This is a genomic window from Massilia atriviolacea (assembly GCF_003953935.1).
GTDB lineage: Bacteria > Pseudomonadota > Gammaproteobacteria > Burkholderiales > Burkholderiaceae_D > Telluria_A > Telluria_A atriviolacea.
This window is the reverse complement of the sequence record NZ_RXLQ01000008.1, coordinates 107,688-124,086: the sequence shown is the minus strand read 5'-3', so window position 1 is coordinate 124,086 and position 16,399 is coordinate 107,688. Positions and strand designations below refer to the sequence as shown.

The window sequence follows — 16,399 nt, the reverse complement described above, 5'->3', positions numbered from 1 at the left end:
CTCCCGTTTCGTTCAACTGATTTTGACATGATGGAGAGAATACGCAATCATCGCAGCTTCGACCAGCCCCCCGTTCACTCATGCGACTGCAACGCACCACCATCGTCATCGGCGTCGCCTGGCTGCTGTTCTGGGCCCTCATGGTCTCGGTGGCCGTCGAGGATTACCTGCGCGACGGCGGCGACAGGCTGTGGCAGCCGGTGCTCTGGGAGAGCTCGTCGATGCTGGCCGCGACAATCCTGCTGGCGCTCCAGCGCCATCTCACGCGCCGCCACGACCATCTGCTGGCGACGCCATGGCGCTGGTTCGGCCTGCAGGCCCTGTTCTTGCCGATGTACTGGATGGCGTTCGTGCCGATCGCGTTCGGCATCCGCCATGGCGTGTACGGGCTGGCCGGCCTGGCCTACGAGCACGAGGCGTGGGGACCGACCTTCTTGTACGAGTCGCTCAAGCTGTCGGTGTTCGTCGGCCTGTTCGTGGTGATCGTGTTCGGCATCCTCTCGTACCAGCAGCTGCTGGAACAAAAACTGCGCGCCGAACAGGCCAATGCCCTGCTGCGCCAGGCCCACCTGCAACGCCTGCGCCAGCAGATGCAGCCGCACTTCCTGTTCAATGCGCTCAACACCATTTCATCCCTGATGCACAGCGACGTCGCGCGCGCCGACGCCACCCTGGTCGAACTGGCCGACGTGCTGCGCGCCACGCTCGACGTGGGCGAACTGCAGGTCGCACCGCTGTCGACCGAACTGCGGCTGGTGCGCGGCTACGCGCGCGTGATGGAAGAACGCTACGCCGGGCGCGTGGCCATCGCATGGCAGATCGACGACGATGCGCTGGCCTGCCCGCTGCCGGTGATGAGCATCCAGCCGCTGCTGGAAAACATCTTCAAGCACACCGTGGAGCAGCGCCGCGAGACGGCGCAGATCGTCATCTCGGCGCGCCGCCGCGATGGGCTGCTGGTGGTGACGCTCGATGACGACATCGGCACGCTGGCGCCGCATGCGCCGGCCGGCATCGGCCTGTCCAACCTGCGCGAGCGCATGGCGGCGCTGTATGGGGAGCGCGCCGGCGTGACGCTGTCGCCACGCGATCCCGCCGGCGTGCGCGCCACCATGAGCGTGCCATGCGCATCCTGATCGTCGACGACGAGCGCCCCGCGCGCGACAAGCTGCGCCGCCTGCTGGCGCAGGAGAGCGGCATCAGCGCCATTGCCGAAGCGCGCGACGGGGTCGATGCGATGCAGCAGATCGCCGCGTTCGCGCCGGATGCGCTGTTTTTGGATATCCAGATGCCCGAGGTGAGCGGCCTCGAACTGGCCGCCTCGCTGCCCGCGCCGGCGCCGCTGATCGTGTTCGCGACCGCCTTCGACCAGTACGCGCTCAAGGCCTTCGACGCCAACGCCATCGACTACCTGCTCAAGCCCTACGACCAGGCCCGCCTGCGGCGCGCCTTGCAGCGCCTGCGCGAGCGCGTCGACGCCCGCAGCGCGCAAGCCCTGCCGCCGTTCGCGGGCCAGGAACCGCTGCGGCAATTGCTGGTCGCCGAACGCGGCGTCACGCGCGTGATCCGCGTCGACCGGATCGGGTGGATCGAAACGGCCGACAATTACGTGGTGCTGCACACGGCGGGCGCACCGCTGATGCGCCAGACCCTGGCCGGCCTGCTGGAGAAGCTGGGGCCGGGCTTCATGCGCTGCCACCGGCGCGCGGCGGTGCAGCTGGCATGGATCGAGCGGGTCGAGGCGCTCGACAAGGGCGACTGCGAACTGGTGCTGCGCGACGGCGCGCGGGTGCCGTGCAGCCGCCAGTACCGGGCGGCACTGATGGAACGCCTGTAAGGCCGTTTCACCCCGGCGCCATCCCGCTTCGCCCCATTGCGCTGGCGCGCCGGCCCGCCATCATGCAGGCTGGGGTTTTCCACTTGCACAGCGCGCCATGACGACCTCCCCCACCCGACTCTGGTTCCTCGACTGGGTCCGCATCATCGCCTTTTTCGTCCTGATTCTTTATCACGTCGGCATGTATTACGTGACATGGGACTGGCACGTCAAAAGCCCGTTCGCCAGCAACACCATCGAACCGCTGATGCTGCTTTCGTCCCCGTGGCGCCTCGGCCTGCTGTTCCTGGTCTCGGGCGTGGCGTCGAGCCTGATGCTGGCGAAAGCGGGCGCCGCCCGCTTCATGGGCCGGCGCAGCGTGCGCCTGCTGGTGCCGCTGATCTTCGGCATGCTGGTGATCGTGCCGCCGCAGGCTTACCTCGAAGTGGTGGAGAAGCTCGCCTACCAGGGCGCTTATGGCGATTTCATGCGGCTGTACCTGGGCCGCTACGCTGGCTTTTGCAAGGGCGGCGACTGCCTGGTCATGCCGACCTGGAACCACCTCTGGTTCGTCGCTTACCTGTGGGTCTACACCCTGCTGCTCGGCGGCCTGGCGCTGGCGCTCGGCGAGCGTTTCGACAAGCTGGCGGGGCGCGTCGCCAGCGTACTCGTGGGCTGGAAGATCGTCGTGTTGCCGGTCGCGCTGCTGTCGGTCGCGCGCATGAGCATGCTGTCGCGCTTTCCGACCACGCATGCGCTGGTGGACGACTGGTTCAACCACGCGGTGTACCTGTTCCTGTTCCTGCTCGGCGCCATGCTGGCGCGCACGCCGCGCATCTGGCCGCGCCTGGAGCAATTGCGCTGGCACGGACTGGGACTGGCAGCGGCCGGCTGGGCCGCATTGACCGTCTACTACGCCCTGCCGGACACGATGCTGGCGGCGCAGGTACAGATACCGCTGATGCACCTGCAGCGCATCGTGTACTGCCTGTTCGCCTGGAGCGCGATGGTGGCCGCGCTGGGCTTTGCGCACCGCCACCTCAACCGCGACAGCGCCCACCGGCGCTACCTGGCGCAAGCGGTGTTCCCCGTCTATATCCTGCACCAGAGCTTGATCGTGATCATCGCGCATGCGATCCAGCCGGCCAGGCTGGCCCCCTGGCTCGAAGCGCCGGTGCTGATCGTGCTCACCTTGTGCCTCAGCTTTGCCATGGCCAACCTGGCGCGGCGCTCGGCGCTGCTGCGGCCGCTGTTCGGCATCGCCCCTGTCAAAGCGGACGCCGCCGCCCGGCACGCTGCGCGTCCTGCGATCAGCTGAAGGCCGTCCGCGTCCAGGGCCGGCCGGCGCGATGCCGGTCGGCCCCTCCCCTCCCGCGGATGTCAGCGCTGCCCTGCTATTCAGGCATTCTTGCCGGCGCCGCCAGATTTGCCCGTAGCGGCGCCGCTGGACGACTGCCCGGCCGACGTGGCGCTCGCGCCCTGCCCCGTGCCCTGCATGCTGGCGCCCTGGTCGCTCTGGCTGCTGCCGGCCGAACCGCCCTGGACGCTGCCGTTCTGGCCGCTCTGCATGCTGGTGCTGCCGCGCACTTCGGTGCTGCCGTTGCCGCCGCGCCATGCCGCGCCCTGTTGCATGAACGGATCGCTGAATTTGCGCATGCTCTCCTGTTGCTTGTGCATGCTGCGCTCGGTTTCTTCCGAGGCGACGCGGGCCACTTCATCGGCCAGGGCGCGCGCCGTGCGCGTGGTTTCCTGTACGTGCTGCTCGGTGACGCGGGCCAGTTCGACCTGCGCATCGGCCGCCACGCGCGAAATATGCTGTTGATAGGCACGCAGTTTTTCGGTGGCGGGCTGGGCGCGCGAGGCGGCCGCGCTGATCAGGTCGGTCTGGCGGTCGGCCGTCATCATTTGCTGGCTGGTCATGGCGGTTTCTTCCAGCAAGGTCTGGGTCAGCTGGATATTCAAGGCAACGAGTTGCTGGAACGAATTGAACAGGGACTTCGACATATCGTTGAGGAAGGAAACCTGCGCGTCCAGGTGGCTGCGCACGGCGGGAGTGACCGATTGGGAATATGGAAACATGTAGTCCTCTATGAAGTAGTGAGTCGGGAAGAACGGTTTGCGCCGCACGCGAAGCGCGGCGCAATTCTGTGAAGACTGTTTGCGGCGAATCAAAGACGGTGCGCTTTGCAGTCTTCGGCACGAGTCACTAGGCTAGGGGACCAGGACCTTGCGGGTTTGATATATATCAAACGTGTTCGAGTCGGCAACGCGCTCATCCGCTTTCTGTCTTGAAACGGTGCATTTGTGCTGCATCGCACCAAAATCATGCCGGCGCCAGCCCTCCCGCAGGACGCGGCACGGGCTGGGCAGCCTGCGCGGACATGGCGCAAAACTTGCTTCCAAGCGTTTATCACCATACATGGGAGCGTTTCACATGCTGCTTAAAAACGATTTGCTCTATTATCCGGCGCAGGAGCGCACGGTCCGCATCCTCTGGATCGACAGCGCCGCCAGCCTGGCCTACACCTTCGATGTCGGCGCGAAGGGCGCCCATCCCGAGGCCGCGCCGCTCAATGCGCTGCATGCCGACCTCGGTGCGCGGCGCGCGCAGCTGCTGCTGGCCGATCCGTATGCGGCGCGCGCCGATGCCTCCCTGCTGCCGGCGCGCCACCGCCAGGTGCGCGACCGCGCGTGGAGCGTGGTGCAGGCGCTGGTGGCCGACGAACCGGCCATCTACCAGGCGCGCCATCGGGGCCGCATGGTGATGGCGCAAAGCGCGCTGCACGGCGTGTCGCATCCGTCCATCTACCGCTACCTGCGGCGCTACTGGGAGCGCGGCCAGCATCCGGACACGCTGCTGCCGGATTATCAGAACTCGGGCGCGCCGGGCAAGACGCGCGGCTCCAGCGCCGGCGTCAAGCGCGGACGCCCGCGCAAGGCCGGCAGCCCGCCGGGACTGAACGCCGACGACGGCATCCGCCGCACCTTTCACGCCGCCGTGGCGCGCTACAGCGCCACGCACGCGCAGTTTTCGCGGCGCGGCGCCTACCGCCAGATGATCGAGGATTTCTTCGACCCGCGCGAGGCGGACCGGCTGCCGACCTTCGGCCAGTTCAACTACTGGATCGAAAAGGACGCGCCCGCGACAAACGCCCCGGCGTAAAACCCGGGCGCCGCGCCGGCATGGTGCGGCGCTTCAGCCGGTATTGTCGACCGCGTAGGCCGGCAGCGAATCGCCGCAATCCTTGCAGAACTTCGCCTCCGGCTCGTGTCCTTCGCTCAGGCACGACGGGCAGGTGCGGGTGGTCGGCTTCCAGTTCATGCGCTGCGAGGTCATCTCCGCCGTCACGATCCCGGTCGGCACCGCCAGCACGCCCCACCCCAGCAGCATCATGAACGAGGCAATGAAGCGGCCCAGGGTCGTCTGCGGGGTCAGGTCGCCGTAGCCGACCGTGGTCATGGTCACGGTAGCCCAGTACATCGCCATCGGGATGCTGGTGAAACCGTGCTCCGGCCCTTCGACCACGTACATCACGGTGCCCAGGATCAGCACCGCCATCAGCACCACCGACAGGAACACGAGGATCTTGCGCCCGCTCGCGCGCAGGGCGCGTCCGAGCCGGATGTACTCGGCGATGTACAGCGTCAGTTTGAAGATGCGGAAGATGCGCAGCAGGCGCAGGATGCGGATGTCGAGGAAGGCCGACGCTTCCGGCACCAGCAGCGCAAAGTAGGTCGGCAGCACCGAGATCAGGTCGATCACCCCGAAAAAACTGGTCGCGTAGCGCCACGGATGGCGCACGCAGTACAGGCGCGCGATGTATTCGGCCGTAAACAGCAGCGTGAAGGTCCATTCCATCACGGTCAGCGGGCGCTTGAAGTTGCTCGACACCGCCGGCACGCTGTCCAGGATCACCACCGCGATGCTGAGCAGGATGAGCGCCACCAGCAGCACGTCGAAATGGCGGCCGGCGCTGGTATCGGCTTCGAAAATGATGGTGTAGATGCGCCGGCGCAGGCCGGCATCGGGTTTGCCGAACACCGGCGGGGTCTGCGGCGCGATGTCCGACGGCGCGGGGGTGGAGTTTTTACGCATGGTGCGGCAGGGTAGCACGGATGGGGGCGCAGGGAAACGCCCCCCCTGCGGACTCAATCGGCGTGGCGCTCGACCCAGACCGCGAAAGCGTCGACGAACTTTTGCAGGAAGGCCCTGGTGCTGTCGTTGGTCAGGTTGTCGCCGTCGTACTGGCTGGCGATATTCGACAGGTAGCCTTCCGGCTGCTGCATGGCGGGCATGTTCAGGAACACCAGCGACTGGCGCAGGTGGTGATTGGCGCCGAACGCGCCGAGCGCGCCGGGGGTCACGCTGACGATCGCGCACGGCTTGCTGCCCCAGGCGCTCTGGCCGTACGGGCGCGAGCCGACGTCGATCGCGTTTTTCAGCGCGGCCGGCACCGAGCGGTTGTATTCGGGCGTGCAGAACAGGACGCCGTCGAATTCCTTGAGCTTGTCGCGGAACTCGGTGTAGACCGGCGGCGGTGCGGCGTCCTCGTCCTGGTTATAGAGCGGCAGCTGGCCGATCTCGACGATCTCCATCTCCAGGGTCGGCGGGGCCAGCAGCATCAGGGTCTTGGCGACCTTGCGGTTGAATGATTCCTTGCGCAGGCTGCCAATGATGACGGCGATTTTTCGTGAAGCCATGGGGGTCCTTTCGGGGGTAGTCGGTTGGTGGGCGATGCGTGATTTGTAAATCTTAACAATTTTTACAGTGGCACGCGCGCTTTTCCGATCACCCCCGCAGGCCGGTCAGTAAGCGATCGTGAAGCGCTGGCGGCGGTGCGCCGGCTTTTCCAGTTCGTCGATCAGGGCGAGCGCGTAGTCTTCCACCGAGATCGCGCTGTTGCCGGCGCCATCGGCCAGCAGCTGGTCGCCGCCGAGGCGGAACACGCCGGTGCGCTGGCCCGGCGAGATCATCGCCGCCGGGCTGAGCATGGTCCAGTCGAGCGACGCTTCGGCGCGCAGCAGGCCGAGCGCCTGGCGCGCGCCTTCCGCGCTGGCGCGGTAGGCTTGCGGAAAGCCCGGGGTGTCGAGCAGTTGCACGCCCGGGGCGACGTCGAGCGAGCCGGCGCCGCCGACGACCAGCAGGCGCGGGACGCGCGCTTGCTTCGTTGCGGCGATGATGTTGCGCACGCCGGCCAGGTAATACGCCTGCACGTCGCCCTGGGCGTGGCCGCTGAAGGCCGACAGCACGGCGTCGGCGCCGGCCAGTTGCGCGCTCAGCGCGGCGACGTCCATCACGTCCGCCTTGTGCGCTGTCAGGCCTGCGCGCGCAGCCAGTTTGTCGGGCCGCGTCGCGAGGGCGGCGACCGCATGGCCGCGATTGAGCGCTTCATTCAATAAGGCTGTGCCGATGAATCCGGTAGCGCCGATCAACACGATGTTCATTGCAATGCTCCTGCTGGTGGGTTGGTATGGAAAGCATCATGCCATCTGGAATTGATCGGATAAACAGTGTTTGATGCATTTCATTGTTATCGATTTCTTATCAATCCCGCTGACAGGGGCGGCCTCATGGACGATAATGGCTTGTTACCCATCCTTCACCATCGCCATGGCGCCCTTGGACCAGATCGACCTGAACAGCCTGACCATCTTCGACGCCGTCGCCGAGGCGGGCAGCTTTACGGCGGCGGCCGAGCGGCTGGGCGTGGCCAAGGCCAGGATCAGCGTGCAGATCGCGCGCCTGGAACGCCAGCTGGGGGTGTCGCTGTTTACCCGCACCACGCGCCAGGTGGCGCCCACCGAGGCCGGACGCGCGCTGCATGCCCAGTGCCAGCCCTTGCTGCGCTCACTGTCCGACGCGCTGGCGCAGGCCGGCAGCGATGCGGGCGAGCTGTCCGGCATGCTGCGCATCTCCACCACGGCGCTGCAGGTACAGCATTCCATCGGGCCGGCGCTGGTGGCCTTCATGGCGCTGCACCCGCGCATCACGGCCGACGTGCGCACCGGCGACAAGGTGGCCGACATGGTGGCCGAAGGCATCGACCTGTCGTTTCGCATGGGCTGGCTGCGCGACTCGACCCAGCGCGCGATCAAGCTGGGCGAATTTACGCAGCATGTGGTGGCGTCGCCGGGATACCTGCAGCGGCGCGGCCATCCGCTCGCGCCGCAGGACCTGGCGCGGCACGACTGGGTGGCGCTGTCGCTGATGCGCACCCCGCTGACCTGGACGTTTACCGGCGCCGATGGCCTGGAGGCCGTGGTGCAGACGACTTCGCGCCTGCAGGTCGATTCGCCCGCCGCCCTGCTCGCGCTGATCGAGCATGGGGCGGGGGTGACGGTGATGGAGGGGCAAACCCTGCGCGCCGGTTTCGAAGCCGGCAGCGTGGTCGAGCTGCTGCCGCAATGGACGCTGCCGCGCGGCGGCATGTACGCCGTGCTGCCGCCGGGGCGCCAGGCGCCGGCGCGGGTGCGCGCCTTTATCGACTTTTACCGGGACTATCTGGCGCGCTAAATCCTGCCGCGCCTGAACTCGGCCAGGAATTTCTTCGCCTGCGCGGCAGTGAGCACCACCACCGGATCGCCATGGTAGGCATACAGAAACGGCGTGCCGCCCAGGCGGTCGGTCAGCTTGGCCGACAGCAGGAAGCGCGTGCCGGCCGGATGGATTGCCGGGTCCGCCAGTGCGCGTGCGCACTGCACGCGCAGGCTGGGAGCAAAGGCCTGCCCCGCCATCGGGCGGATGCGCAAGGCCCCGCTGCGCGCATCTTCGAACGATTCGACCGCCACGTCGCGGTAAGCCCAGGTATCGCGCGCCATACTTATGCCTTCACTGCCAGTGCCGGCCCGCGCACGACATGCGCCTCGCGGATCGGCAGGTTGACCAGGGCGGCCGCCAGCGCCAGCACGATGTCGGCGTACCACATCCAGGCGTAGTCGCCATAGGTCACGAAGGACAGTCCGCCGAGCCAGGCGCCGAAGAAGCCGCCCACCTGGTGCGACAGGAGCGTCAGGCCGAACAGCGTGGACAGGTAGCGCATGCCGAACAGTTTGCCGACCAGGCCCGCCGTCGGCGGCACGGTCGCCAGCCAGGTGAAGCCGAGCGCGCCGGCGAACACATAGAAGGTCATCGGCGTCTTCGGCGCCAGCAGAAAGACGATGATGATCAGCGCGCGGCTGGCGTACATCAGGGCCAGCAGGGACTTCATGCGGTAGCGGGTCGACAGCGCGCCGGCGCAGAGGCTGCCGGCGATATTGAATAAGCCGATCAGGGCGAGCGCGGTGGCCGACACCCCCGGCGACAGGTTGCACAGGGCGACCTCGCCCGGCAGGTGCGTGACCAGGAAGGCGATATGGAAGCCGCAGGTAAAAAATCCGGCGTGCAGGCACAGGTAGCTGCGGTCGCGCAGCGCGATCCTGACCTGCGCGCCCAGGCCGATGCCGGGCGCTTCGGCCGGCCTGGGCGGGACCGGCGCGGCCGGATCGGCCTTGGCCAGGCCGGCCCCCTTGCGCAGCGGCCAGGCCAGCGGAATCGTCAGCAAGGTGGTGGCCGCCATGGTCAGCATCGCCATCACCCAGCCGGCGCTGCCGATCATCGCCTGCATCAGCGGGGCGAACACGAACTGGCCGAAGGAGCCGCCGGCATTGATGAAGCCCGCCGCGAACGGCCGCCGCGCGGCCGGCAGGCGCTGCGCGGTGGCGCCGATCAGGATCGAGAAGCTGCCCGCCCCCGCTCCCGCCGCGCTCAGCAATCCCATGGCGAAGATCAGGCCCCACTGCGAGGACACGAAGGGCGTGAGCGCCATGCCGCCGGCCAGCATGAAGGCGCCCGCGACGATCACCTTGGCCGAGCCCCATTTGTCGGCCACCGCGCCGAACACCGGCTGCGCCGCGCCCCACACGAACTGCCCGATCGCCATCGCGAAGCTGATCGAGGCGATGCCCAGCCCGGTCGAGGTGTTAATCGGCGACATGAACAGGCCGGTGGTCAGGCGCGCGCCCATGGTGATCATCAGGATCGCCGAGGCGGCGAGGATCAGCAGCCACGCGGCGCGCGGCGTCATCTCATTCTGGGTGGGCATGGGGCAGGTCCTCGATCAGTGGCGTTAGTTGGGCAAGCGTGGAGTCAAGCTGGGTGTGCAGGGCGCGCACGGCGTCGCGACCCACCAGTTGTTCGAAGGCGCGCTGGGCGCCGCACCAGACGGGAAAGGAGTCGGCCAGCTTTTGCTGGCCGGCCTCGGTGATGGTGACGATGCGCTGGCGGCTGTCGGCGCCGGGACGCGAGGCGACCCAGCCGGCGTCCATCAGCGGCTTGAGGTTGCGCGTGAGCGTGGTGCGTTCCATGCCGAGGCGTTCGGCCAGTTCGGCCACCGGCAGCGCCTTGCGCGCCACGTTGGCCAGCACGCTGTACTGGGTGGTCTTCAGGCCCACGGCCGCCATGTGGTGGTCGTACACGCGCGACATGGCGCGCGTGAGTTTGCGCAGCTTGAAGCAGGTACAGCCCAGCGGCTTGTCGGTCGGATCGCTCATTTTATGATTTTGCGGAAATAGGTGCAGGTACACTGATTGTTTGAAGTATATTACAATTCGGTGGCCGTGTGCACCTGCCGCAACTTTTTAACCATCGAGAAAAAGGACGATCATGGAACCACAAGACAAACGCCAGCAGTGGCTGGACGAGGCCGCCGCCATGCGCGCCGGGCTGGCCGCGCCGGGCGTGGCGGACCGCGCCATCTTGCGCAGCAGTAGCGGCATGGAATTCTTGCAGGGAATCGGCAGCGGCGCCCTGCCCCCGGCGCCGATCGCCGACCTGATGGGGATCCTGCCGATTTCGGTGGAGCCCGGCCGCACGGTCTTCCAGGGAACCCCGGCGCTGGCGCATTACAACCCGAGCGGCGTGGTGCACGGCGGCTACGCGGCCACCATGCTCGATACCGCGCTCGGCTGCGCGATCCACACGATGCTGCCGGCCGGAAAAGGCTACACGACCCTGGAGCTGAAGGTGAACTATCTGCGCGCCATGACCGACAAGACCGGGCCGGTGCGGGCCGAGGCGACCGTGGTCAGCGTGGGTGGACAGGTCGGCGTGGCCGAGGCGCGCATCACCGATGCGAACGGCAAGCTGTACGCCTTTGCGACGACAACCTGCCTGGTGTTCGATATCAGTGCTGCGTGATCAGGGAGACGTTGCCGCTGCCGTCTTGCCGCACGCTGGCCGTGAAGGCCTTGCCGGTCTGGCTGATGCGCGAGAAATTGCCGGTCGTCCATTGGAGCGCCCCGTTCTGCACGGCGCTGGCGCGGTTGCCGTTGCCGGTCTGGATGATCTCGGACACGCTGCCGTTCAGGGTCGATGTGGCGCAGGCAAGGTTCTCGTTCCCGGTCTGGACGATCGTTGAGCCATTGACCTGCCCGCTTTCATCGGCGCGGGCGACGTTGCGCTCGCCCCGCTGCACGATGGACTGGCCGACGGTGAAGATGGTGCTGTTCTGGCGCACCCAGGCGGCGTTCAGCTTGCCGGCCTGGTCGACCGTGACGAAGGAATAGGCGGCGTCGCTCTGCTCGATCAATACCGTGTTGAAGCTGCCGTTCTGGTCGATTTCGGGTCCGCCGTAGCCCGAGAAGAACTGGTCCACCACGATGCGGTTATCCGAGCCGGCCTGGCGCGCCGCGACCGAGAAAGTGGGGAGGTCTTTTTGCCTGAGCGAAGCAGCATTGGCACTGCCGCGCTGCCGCAGGTCCAGCCGCGAACTGTTCACCCTGTCCTGCCTGAACGAGGCCGCATTGCCCTTGCCTGCCTGGAGCAGGAGGTTGTCGCTGCGGTCGGCGTGGTCCTGCACGATGCTGGCCTGGTTGGCACTGCCTTCCTGGCGCGCATCGACCCGCCCGACAGTCGCAATCTGGACGATGCCGCCCTGGCGCATGCCCGGGTCGCCGATCAGGTTGTCGCTACCGGTCTGCGCCACGCCGACCTGCGCGTCATCGCTGCTGTCGCGCTGCTCGACATGCGTCCTGTTGCCGCTGCCCTGCTGGACGGTGTCGACAAGCACTTGCGCCGGCGCCTCGCCGCTGGCCAATGCCATGGCGGCGCCGAGGGCCCTGAATGCGGATGTCATGATCGCTCTCCCTGTCGTTGAACTTGACGAATCAGGTCCAAGTGTAGGGCCGGGTTTTCAGGCCCGCCTGACGGCGATCAAGCTTCCCGGTCGCCGGACCGGGCGGGCCTTGCAGGCGGCGCTTACGCGGCGGCCGACTTGAGCAGCAGGCAGATGGCCTCGGCGGCCATGCCTTCTTCGCGCCCCAGGTAGCCCAGCTTTTCGTTGGTCTTGGCCTTGATGTTGACCTGCTGGGGCGACACGCCGATGTCTTCGGCGATGCGCGAGACCATCTGCGCGATGTGCGGCGCCATCTTCGGCGCCTGGGCGATGATGGTGGCGTCGATATTGCCGATCGTGTAGCCGGTGGCGACCACCCGGTGCGCCACTTCGCGCAGCAGGGTGCGCGAATCGGCGCCGGCGAACATCGGATCGGTGTCCGGGAAGTGCTTGCCGATGTCACCGAGGCCGGCCGCGCCGAGCATCGAATCGATGATCGCGTGCAGCAGGACGTCGGCGTCCGAATGGCCGAGAAGGCCCATGCGGTGCGGGATTGCGACCCCGCCGATAATCAGTTTGCGGCCCTCGACGAGGGCGTGGCAGTCGTAGCCTGTTCCGATGCGGAACGGTGGTGCGGGATTGTAGGAAGCCAGTGCCATGATCTCATTCACTTCAGGTTAAGGCGCGGCCAGGTACATCTCGGCGATGCGGATGTCCGCCGGCAGCGTCACTTTTAGATTACGGGGATGTCCTTCGACCAGCTTGGGCGACAAGCCCAGGGCCTCGACCGCACTGGCGTCATCGGTAATGACGCTGGCGTCGGTGGCCGCTGCGAGTGCGTCGCACAGCAGCTTGTAGCGAAACATCTGCGGCGTCTGCGCCAGCCACAAACCGTCGCGCGCGACAGTGTGCACATGGGCGCCGCTGCGCTTGACGGTGTCGACCACCGGCAGGGCCAGCAGGCCCCCGACCGGATCGTCGCCCACCGTGGCGATCAGCTTGTCGATCAGCGCGGCATTCAGGCCAGGCCGCGCAGCGTCGTGCACCAGCACCCAATCGTGCTCGTGCAGCTCGCCCTCCAACGCCCGCAGGGCGTTGCGGACCGACTCCAGGCGGCTCGCGCCGCCGCAGCGCAATACGCTGGCGGCGCCGCAAGGCACGATGGCATCGATATACGCGTCGCGCGCGCTGACCACGACGTAGGTATGGGCGATCGATCCGCTCGACAAAAATGCATCGAGGGTGTGACGCAGCATCGGCTTGTCGCCGATGGGAAGGTATTGCTTGGGGCAGCCGGATGCCATCCGCGCGCCAATGCCGGCGGCGGGGATCAGGGCGAAATAGCGCGCTGCGGAATGCTTCATGGCTGTCGTCATCGTGTTCGTTTAGCCGGTCTTATAAGGGACTGTACCTCACCTTTGCAAACTTTGCTCAGGCGCGCATACTCTTGCGGCGTATCGATGGCGGCCTGCTGAAGCTCCACTTTCGCCATCTCGTTCTTTATGTACGTCATCCAGCCAGTATTGATTTCCTGCTGCAACAAGGCGCGGGCGCGGCCCGCCGGCGCGTAGAGCGGCTTGTTGTCGAAGCGTTTCGACAAGGCCGCGCGCACCGTGACTTCCACTTTCGGCAAATGGTCGAGATAGGTCTTGAGGTGGCGCATCTCATGCGCAAGAATCTCCTGATAAGCACAAGAACCGGGTGGAAACTCGCGCCCGACATACACCACGATGGGGCTGTAGTACAGCGAGACCGTGATTTTCGGCGCCACGCACTCGTAGCCGCTGACCGGATCGGACAGCATCGGACCGTTCAGGCCGATCGACATGCGCGACTCGGTGCGGGTCAGTCCCAGCACGAACGAGTTTGGGCGCCCGGCGTAGGGTCCGCCGCCCGGCTTCATGGCCGTCAGGCCGTGCAAGGAAATGCTGTTATTGATGGAGTAGCCGTTCTGGGTCGACGTCAATACGGAGACCGCCCTGGTGATCGAATCTTCGCAGCGCACCTGGAACGGCGTGCGCGCGGCCCAGCAGCTGTGGGAGCAGACCATGGCCAGCGCGAACGCCAGGAATTTCATCGCCGCTCAGCCCGGGGTCCAGCTTCCGGCGGCCAGTTTTTCGAGCCAGAAGGCGCCGATGACGGTTTTCACGTCCGTCACCTGGCCGCTGCGCACCATCTCCAGCAGTTCGGGCACGGTGGCGCTGAAGGTCTCGAGGAATTCCTCCTCGTCCAGGCGCGCCGGACCGGCGGTCAGACCGCGCGCGACGAACAGCTCGAGGTGTTCGTCCGAATAGGCGATCGCGTTGTGGATGGTGGTGACAAAACGCCAGTCGGTCGCCGTGTAGCCGGTTTCTTCCTGCAGCTCGCGCCTGGCGCAGGCCAGCGGCGCCTCGCCCTGATCGATTTTCCCGGCCGGGAATTCGATGAAGACGCGCCCCATCGGATAGCGGAACTGGCGTTCGAGCAGCACGCGGCCATCGTCGAGGATCGGCAGGATGACCACGGCGCCCGGATGGCGGATGTACTCGCGGGTGGCGACAGCGCCGTTGGGCAGGCTCACATGGTCGCGCGAGACCTTGAGGAAGCTGCCCTCGTAGGCCACTTCGCTGTCGATGCATGTTTCTGTCAGATGCGGATCCATGCCCCCTCCTCGTCGATTAGTGCCGCTTGCGCAGGTAGCGCATCACGAAGCCCGGGAACGCCAGCACCACGAACAGGGGCACGGTGATCATGTAGAACTCCTTGACCTGCACGAACACGTTGCCGATGCGCGACTCCAGCAGGTAGGCGATGGCGCCCACCACAAAGTACAGCACCAGCAGTTCGGCCACCCGCAGCCAGCCCGATTTGTTCGGCGCCGCGCCGGGCGCGCCGCGCAAAGGGATGAAGCCGAACAGCCGCTCATTGATGAACGGCAGGTTGGCCAGCGCCAGGGCAATGGCGATGGTCAACCAGCTCGATGACGACACGTCCATCAGGAACCGATAGTCTTCGTCATCGCGTTCAGGCAGGCAGCCAGCAGCGGACCGGCGAACACGCCGAGCAGCACGGTCGCGATGCCGTTGAGGGACAGGACCGCGCGCATGTCGAACGGCGCCACGATCGGCGAGGTGTCGGACGGCTCGTCGAAGTACATGACCTTGACCACGCGCAGGTAGTAGAAGGCGCCGATCAGCGAGAACAGCACCGCCAGCACGGTCAGCCACACGGCGCCGGTCGACAGAACCGCTTCGAGCACCGCGAACTTGGCGGCGAAGCCCATCATCGGCGGCACGCCGGCCAGCGAGAACAGCAGGATCGCCATGACGATGGCGAACCACGGGCTGCGCTTGGCCAGGCCCTTGAAGTCGTTCAGTTCTTCGGCTTCGAAGCCGCTGCGCGCCAGCAGCATGATGATGCCGAAGCTGCCGAGCGTCGTCAGCACGTAGGTGATCGAGTAGTACATGGCGGCGCTGTAGGCCGAGGCGGCGTTGCTGGCGTCGGCCAGGGCTTTCGGATCGGCCGGATTGGCGACCACGCCGGCCAGCAGGCCCAGCAGGACGAAGCCCATCTGCGCGATGGTCGAATAGGCCAGCATGCGCTTGATGTTGGTCTGCGCGATCGCGGTCAGGTTACCGATCGCCAGCGACAGCACGGCCAGCACCAGCAGCATCTGCTGCCAGTCGATCGCCATCGGCAGCAAGCCTTCCACCAGCAGGCGGATGCAGATCGCGAAGGCCGCCAGTTTCGGCGCGCCGCCCAGCAGCAGGGTCACCGCGGTCGGCGAACCCTGGTAGACGTCGGGCACCCACATATGGAAGGGCACCACGCCCAGCTTGAACGCCAGGCCGGCCACCAGGAACACCAGGCCGAACACCAGGATGTGCAGGTTGGCGTTGGCGGCGGCAGCCGCTTTCGAGATTTCGCCGATGTCGAGCGAACCGGTGGCGCCGTACAGCATCGAAATTCCATACAGCAGGAAGCCGGAGGCCAGCGCGCCGAGGATGAAGTACTTCATCGACGCTTCGGTCGACACCGCGTGGTCGCGGCGCAGCGCCACCAGGGCGTACAGCGACAGCGACATCAGTTCCAGGCCCAGGTAAATGATCAGCATGTTGTTACCGGAGATCATGATCATCTGGCCCAGCAGCGAGAACAGCGCGAGCACGTAGAATTCGCCGCCCAGGTTCCCCGACAACATGCCGCGCGCGGTGGCATAGGTGCGCGAGTACACCAGGGTGATGCCGATCGCCAGGTAGGTGAACAGCTTGAGCAGGTTCGACATCGGGTCCGACACGAACATATTATTGAAGGTGTAGACCGTGGTGCCGGCCGCGTAGTCGGCGTAGCTCAGGACGGCGCAGCCGATCAGCGCGCCGAGCGAGAGCAGGTAGGTCATGACCCGCTTCTCGTCCTTGAGGAACATGTCGATCAACAGGATCGCCGAGGCGGCGACCAGCAGGAAGATTTCGGCGTAAACCGGGATCAGGTTGGGATTCGTAGTCTGGATCAT

General features: G+C 66.4%; 20 protein-coding genes. 6 read left to right on the top strand and 14 right to left on the bottom strand.

Annotated elements, in window-relative coordinates; all coding sequences use genetic code 11:
• The first annotated feature begins 80 nt into the window (after positions 1 to 80).
• The 3 genes from EJB06_RS16400 to EJB06_RS16390 all read left to right on the top strand — a co-directional run bounded on the left by EJB06_RS16400 (position 81) and on the right by EJB06_RS16390 (position 3,134).
• Positions 81 to 1,136 carry a sensor histidine kinase gene (locus EJB06_RS16400; RefSeq protein WP_126075111.1) on the top strand — a complete coding sequence of 352 codons (1,056 nt, stop codon included), beginning with the start codon at positions 81 to 83 and terminating at the stop codon, positions 1,134 to 1,136.
• Positions 1,124 to 1,837: a LytR/AlgR family response regulator transcription factor gene (locus EJB06_RS16395; RefSeq protein ID WP_126075110.1), complete on the top strand. Its 714-nt coding sequence runs from the start codon at positions 1,124 to 1,126 to the stop codon at positions 1,835 to 1,837. Before EJB06_RS16400 ends, EJB06_RS16395 begins: the two co-directional genes overlap by 13 nt.
• Positions 1,838 to 1,934: 97 nt before the next feature.
• Complete coding sequence (locus EJB06_RS16390) at positions 1,935 to 3,134, top strand: acyltransferase family protein (protein ID WP_126075109.1); 1,200 nt, start codon at positions 1,935 to 1,937, stop codon at positions 3,132 to 3,134.
• An 80-nt stretch (positions 3,135 to 3,214) separates the two neighbouring features.
• Here EJB06_RS16390 and phaP read toward each other — a convergent pair whose 3' ends face one another.
• The gene (gene phaP / locus EJB06_RS16385; RefSeq protein ID WP_126075108.1) at positions 3,215 to 3,895 is read right to left on the bottom strand and encodes a TIGR01841 family phasin; all 681 of its coding nucleotides are present in this window, start codon (positions 3,893 to 3,895) and stop codon (positions 3,215 to 3,217) included.
• A gap of 355 nt (positions 3,896 to 4,250) precedes the next feature.
• On the opposite strand from phaP, the gene EJB06_RS16380 reads away from it, so the two are divergent.
• Positions 4,251 to 4,979 carry a hypothetical protein gene (locus EJB06_RS16380; protein WP_126075107.1) on the top strand — a complete coding sequence of 243 codons (729 nt, stop codon included), beginning with the start codon at positions 4,251 to 4,253 and terminating at the stop codon, positions 4,977 to 4,979.
• 33 nt (positions 4,980 to 5,012) lie between these two features.
• Here the strand turns inward: EJB06_RS16380 and EJB06_RS16375 are convergent, their stop codons facing one another.
• The 3 genes from EJB06_RS16375 to EJB06_RS16365 all read right to left on the bottom strand — a co-directional run bounded on the left by EJB06_RS16375 (position 5,013) and on the right by EJB06_RS16365 (position 7,261).
• A complete protein-coding gene (locus EJB06_RS16375) occupies positions 5,013 to 5,912 on the bottom strand; it encodes an ion transporter (protein WP_126075106.1) in 900 nt (299 codons plus the stop codon).
• A gap of 53 nt (positions 5,913 to 5,965) precedes the next feature.
• Positions 5,966 to 6,517 carry an NADPH-dependent FMN reductase gene (locus tag EJB06_RS16370; protein WP_126075105.1) on the bottom strand — a complete coding sequence of 184 codons (552 nt, stop codon included), beginning with the start codon at positions 6,515 to 6,517 and terminating at the stop codon, positions 5,966 to 5,968.
• Between the two features lie 105 nt (positions 6,518 to 6,622).
• Positions 6,623 to 7,261 carry an NAD(P)-dependent oxidoreductase gene (locus EJB06_RS16365; protein ID WP_126075104.1) on the bottom strand — a complete coding sequence of 213 codons (639 nt, stop codon included), beginning with the start codon at positions 7,259 to 7,261 and terminating at the stop codon, positions 6,623 to 6,625.
• A 136-nt stretch (positions 7,262 to 7,397) separates the two neighbouring features.
• Here EJB06_RS16365 and EJB06_RS16360 point away from each other — a divergent pair, with 136 nt between their 5' ends.
• The gene (locus EJB06_RS16360; protein WP_198420848.1) at positions 7,398 to 8,330 is read left to right on the top strand and encodes a LysR family transcriptional regulator; all 933 of its coding nucleotides are present in this window, start codon (positions 7,398 to 7,400) and stop codon (positions 8,328 to 8,330) included.
• Here the strand turns inward: EJB06_RS16360 and EJB06_RS16355 are convergent.
• Genes EJB06_RS16355 through EJB06_RS16345 form a run of 3 tightly spaced genes read right to left on the bottom strand, consistent with a single transcriptional unit; the run spans position 8,327 to position 10,345 of the window.
• Positions 8,327 to 8,635, bottom strand: coding sequence for a hypothetical protein (locus EJB06_RS16355; protein ID WP_126075103.1), 309 nt, complete (start codon positions 8,633 to 8,635; stop codon positions 8,327 to 8,329). The genes EJB06_RS16360 and EJB06_RS16355 overlap by 4 nt on opposite strands.
• Before the next feature lie 2 nt (positions 8,636 to 8,637).
• Positions 8,638 to 9,897: an MFS transporter gene (locus EJB06_RS16350; protein WP_126075102.1), complete on the bottom strand. Its 1,260-nt coding sequence runs from the start codon at positions 9,895 to 9,897 to the stop codon at positions 8,638 to 8,640.
• Positions 9,881 to 10,345 (bottom strand): MarR family winged helix-turn-helix transcriptional regulator, encoded by a 465-nt coding sequence (locus EJB06_RS16345; RefSeq protein ID WP_229427117.1) that lies wholly within the window; start codon positions 10,343 to 10,345, stop codon positions 9,881 to 9,883. The genes EJB06_RS16350 and EJB06_RS16345 overlap by 17 nt, the downstream gene beginning before the upstream one ends.
• A 112-nt stretch (positions 10,346 to 10,457) precedes the next feature.
• Here EJB06_RS16345 and EJB06_RS16340 point away from each other — a divergent pair, with 112 nt between their 5' ends.
• Positions 10,458 to 10,991: a PaaI family thioesterase gene (locus EJB06_RS16340; protein WP_126075101.1), complete on the top strand. Its 534-nt coding sequence runs from the start codon at positions 10,458 to 10,460 to the stop codon at positions 10,989 to 10,991.
• On the opposite strand, the gene EJB06_RS16335 is transcribed toward EJB06_RS16340, so the two are convergent.
• From EJB06_RS16335 to nuoN, 7 genes are all read right to left on the bottom strand, one after another.
• Entirely contained in the window at positions 10,978 to 11,928 is a 951-nt protein-coding gene (locus EJB06_RS16335; protein ID WP_126075100.1) for a hypothetical protein, read from the bottom strand. The genes EJB06_RS16340 and EJB06_RS16335 overlap by 14 nt on opposite strands.
• A gap of 122 nt (positions 11,929 to 12,050) precedes the next feature.
• The gene (gene ispF, locus EJB06_RS16330) at positions 12,051 to 12,566 is read right to left on the bottom strand and encodes a 2-C-methyl-D-erythritol 2,4-cyclodiphosphate synthase (RefSeq protein WP_126075099.1); all 516 of its coding nucleotides are present in this window, start codon (positions 12,564 to 12,566) and stop codon (positions 12,051 to 12,053) included.
• An 18-nt stretch (positions 12,567 to 12,584) separates the two neighbouring features.
• Positions 12,585 to 13,271, bottom strand: a complete 687-nt coding sequence (ispD, locus tag EJB06_RS16325; protein WP_126075098.1) for a 2-C-methyl-D-erythritol 4-phosphate cytidylyltransferase — start codon at positions 13,269 to 13,271, stop codon at positions 12,585 to 12,587.
• An 8-nt stretch (positions 13,272 to 13,279) separates the two neighbouring features.
• On the bottom strand, positions 13,280 to 13,984 hold the full coding sequence (locus EJB06_RS16320) for a hypothetical protein (RefSeq protein ID WP_126075097.1): 705 nt from the start codon (positions 13,982 to 13,984) through the stop codon (positions 13,280 to 13,282).
• Positions 13,985 to 13,990: 6 nt separating this feature from the next.
• Complete coding sequence (locus EJB06_RS16315; RefSeq protein ID WP_126075096.1) at positions 13,991 to 14,548, bottom strand: NUDIX domain-containing protein; 558 nt, start codon at positions 14,546 to 14,548, stop codon at positions 13,991 to 13,993.
• Between the two features lie 16 nt (positions 14,549 to 14,564).
• Positions 14,565 to 14,882: a DUF2818 family protein gene (locus EJB06_RS16310; protein WP_126075095.1), complete on the bottom strand. Its 318-nt coding sequence runs from the start codon at positions 14,880 to 14,882 to the stop codon at positions 14,565 to 14,567.
• Complete coding sequence (gene nuoN / locus EJB06_RS16305; protein WP_126075094.1) at positions 14,882 to 16,399, bottom strand: NADH-quinone oxidoreductase subunit NuoN; 1,518 nt, start codon at positions 16,397 to 16,399, stop codon at positions 14,882 to 14,884. The genes EJB06_RS16310 and nuoN overlap by 1 nt, the downstream gene beginning before the upstream one ends.

Bases quoted from the DNA above. Each gene is read 5' to 3' on its own strand.
- EJB06_RS16360 (WP_198420848.1), top strand. From the start codon at position 7,398: ATGGCTTGTTACCCATCCTTCACCATCGCCATGGCGCCCTTGGACCAG.
- EJB06_RS16340 (WP_126075101.1), top strand. From the start codon at position 10,458: ATGGAACCACAAGACAAACGCCAGCAGTGGCTGGACGAGGCCGCCGCC.
- ispF (WP_126075099.1), bottom strand. From the start codon at position 12,566: ATGGCACTGGCTTCCTACAATCCCGCACCACCGTTCCGCATCGGAACA.
- EJB06_RS16380 (WP_126075107.1), top strand. From the start codon at position 4,251: ATGCTGCTTAAAAACGATTTGCTCTATTATCCGGCGCAGGAGCGCACG.
- EJB06_RS16365 (WP_126075104.1), bottom strand. From the start codon at position 7,261: ATGAACATCGTGTTGATCGGCGCTACCGGATTCATCGGCACAGCCTTA.
- ispD (WP_126075098.1), bottom strand. From the start codon at position 13,271: ATGAAGCATTCCGCAGCGCGCTATTTCGCCCTGATCCCCGCCGCCGGC.
- EJB06_RS16335 (WP_126075100.1), bottom strand. From the start codon at position 11,928: ATGACATCCGCATTCAGGGCCCTCGGCGCCGCCATGGCATTGGCCAGC.
- EJB06_RS16390 (WP_126075109.1), top strand. From the start codon at position 1,935: ATGACGACCTCCCCCACCCGACTCTGGTTCCTCGACTGGGTCCGCATC.
- EJB06_RS16310 (WP_126075095.1), bottom strand. From the start codon at position 14,882: ATGGACGTGTCGTCATCGAGCTGGTTGACCATCGCCATTGCCCTGGCG.
- EJB06_RS16355 (WP_126075103.1), bottom strand. From the start codon at position 8,635: ATGGCGCGCGATACCTGGGCTTACCGCGACGTGGCGGTCGAATCGTTC.
- EJB06_RS16320 (WP_126075097.1), bottom strand. From the start codon at position 13,984: ATGAAATTCCTGGCGTTCGCGCTGGCCATGGTCTGCTCCCACAGCTGC.
- EJB06_RS16315 (WP_126075096.1), bottom strand. From the start codon at position 14,548: ATGGATCCGCATCTGACAGAAACATGCATCGACAGCGAAGTGGCCTAC.
- EJB06_RS16395 (WP_126075110.1), top strand. From the start codon at position 1,124: ATGCGCATCCTGATCGTCGACGACGAGCGCCCCGCGCGCGACAAGCTG.
- EJB06_RS16350 (WP_126075102.1), bottom strand. From the start codon at position 9,897: ATGCCCACCCAGAATGAGATGACGCCGCGCGCCGCGTGGCTGCTGATC.
- phaP (WP_126075108.1), bottom strand. From the start codon at position 3,895: ATGTTTCCATATTCCCAATCGGTCACTCCCGCCGTGCGCAGCCACCTG.
- EJB06_RS16400 (WP_126075111.1), top strand. From the start codon at position 81: ATGCGACTGCAACGCACCACCATCGTCATCGGCGTCGCCTGGCTGCTG.
- EJB06_RS16375 (WP_126075106.1), bottom strand. From the start codon at position 5,912: ATGCGTAAAAACTCCACCCCCGCGCCGTCGGACATCGCGCCGCAGACC.
- nuoN (WP_126075094.1), bottom strand. From the start codon at position 16,399: ATGATCCAGACTACGAATCCCAACCTGATCCCGGTTTACGCCGAAATC.
- EJB06_RS16345 (WP_229427117.1), bottom strand. From the start codon at position 10,345: ATGAGCGATCCGACCGACAAGCCGCTGGGCTGTACCTGCTTCAAGCTG.
- EJB06_RS16370 (WP_126075105.1), bottom strand. From the start codon at position 6,517: ATGGCTTCACGAAAAATCGCCGTCATCATTGGCAGCCTGCGCAAGGAA.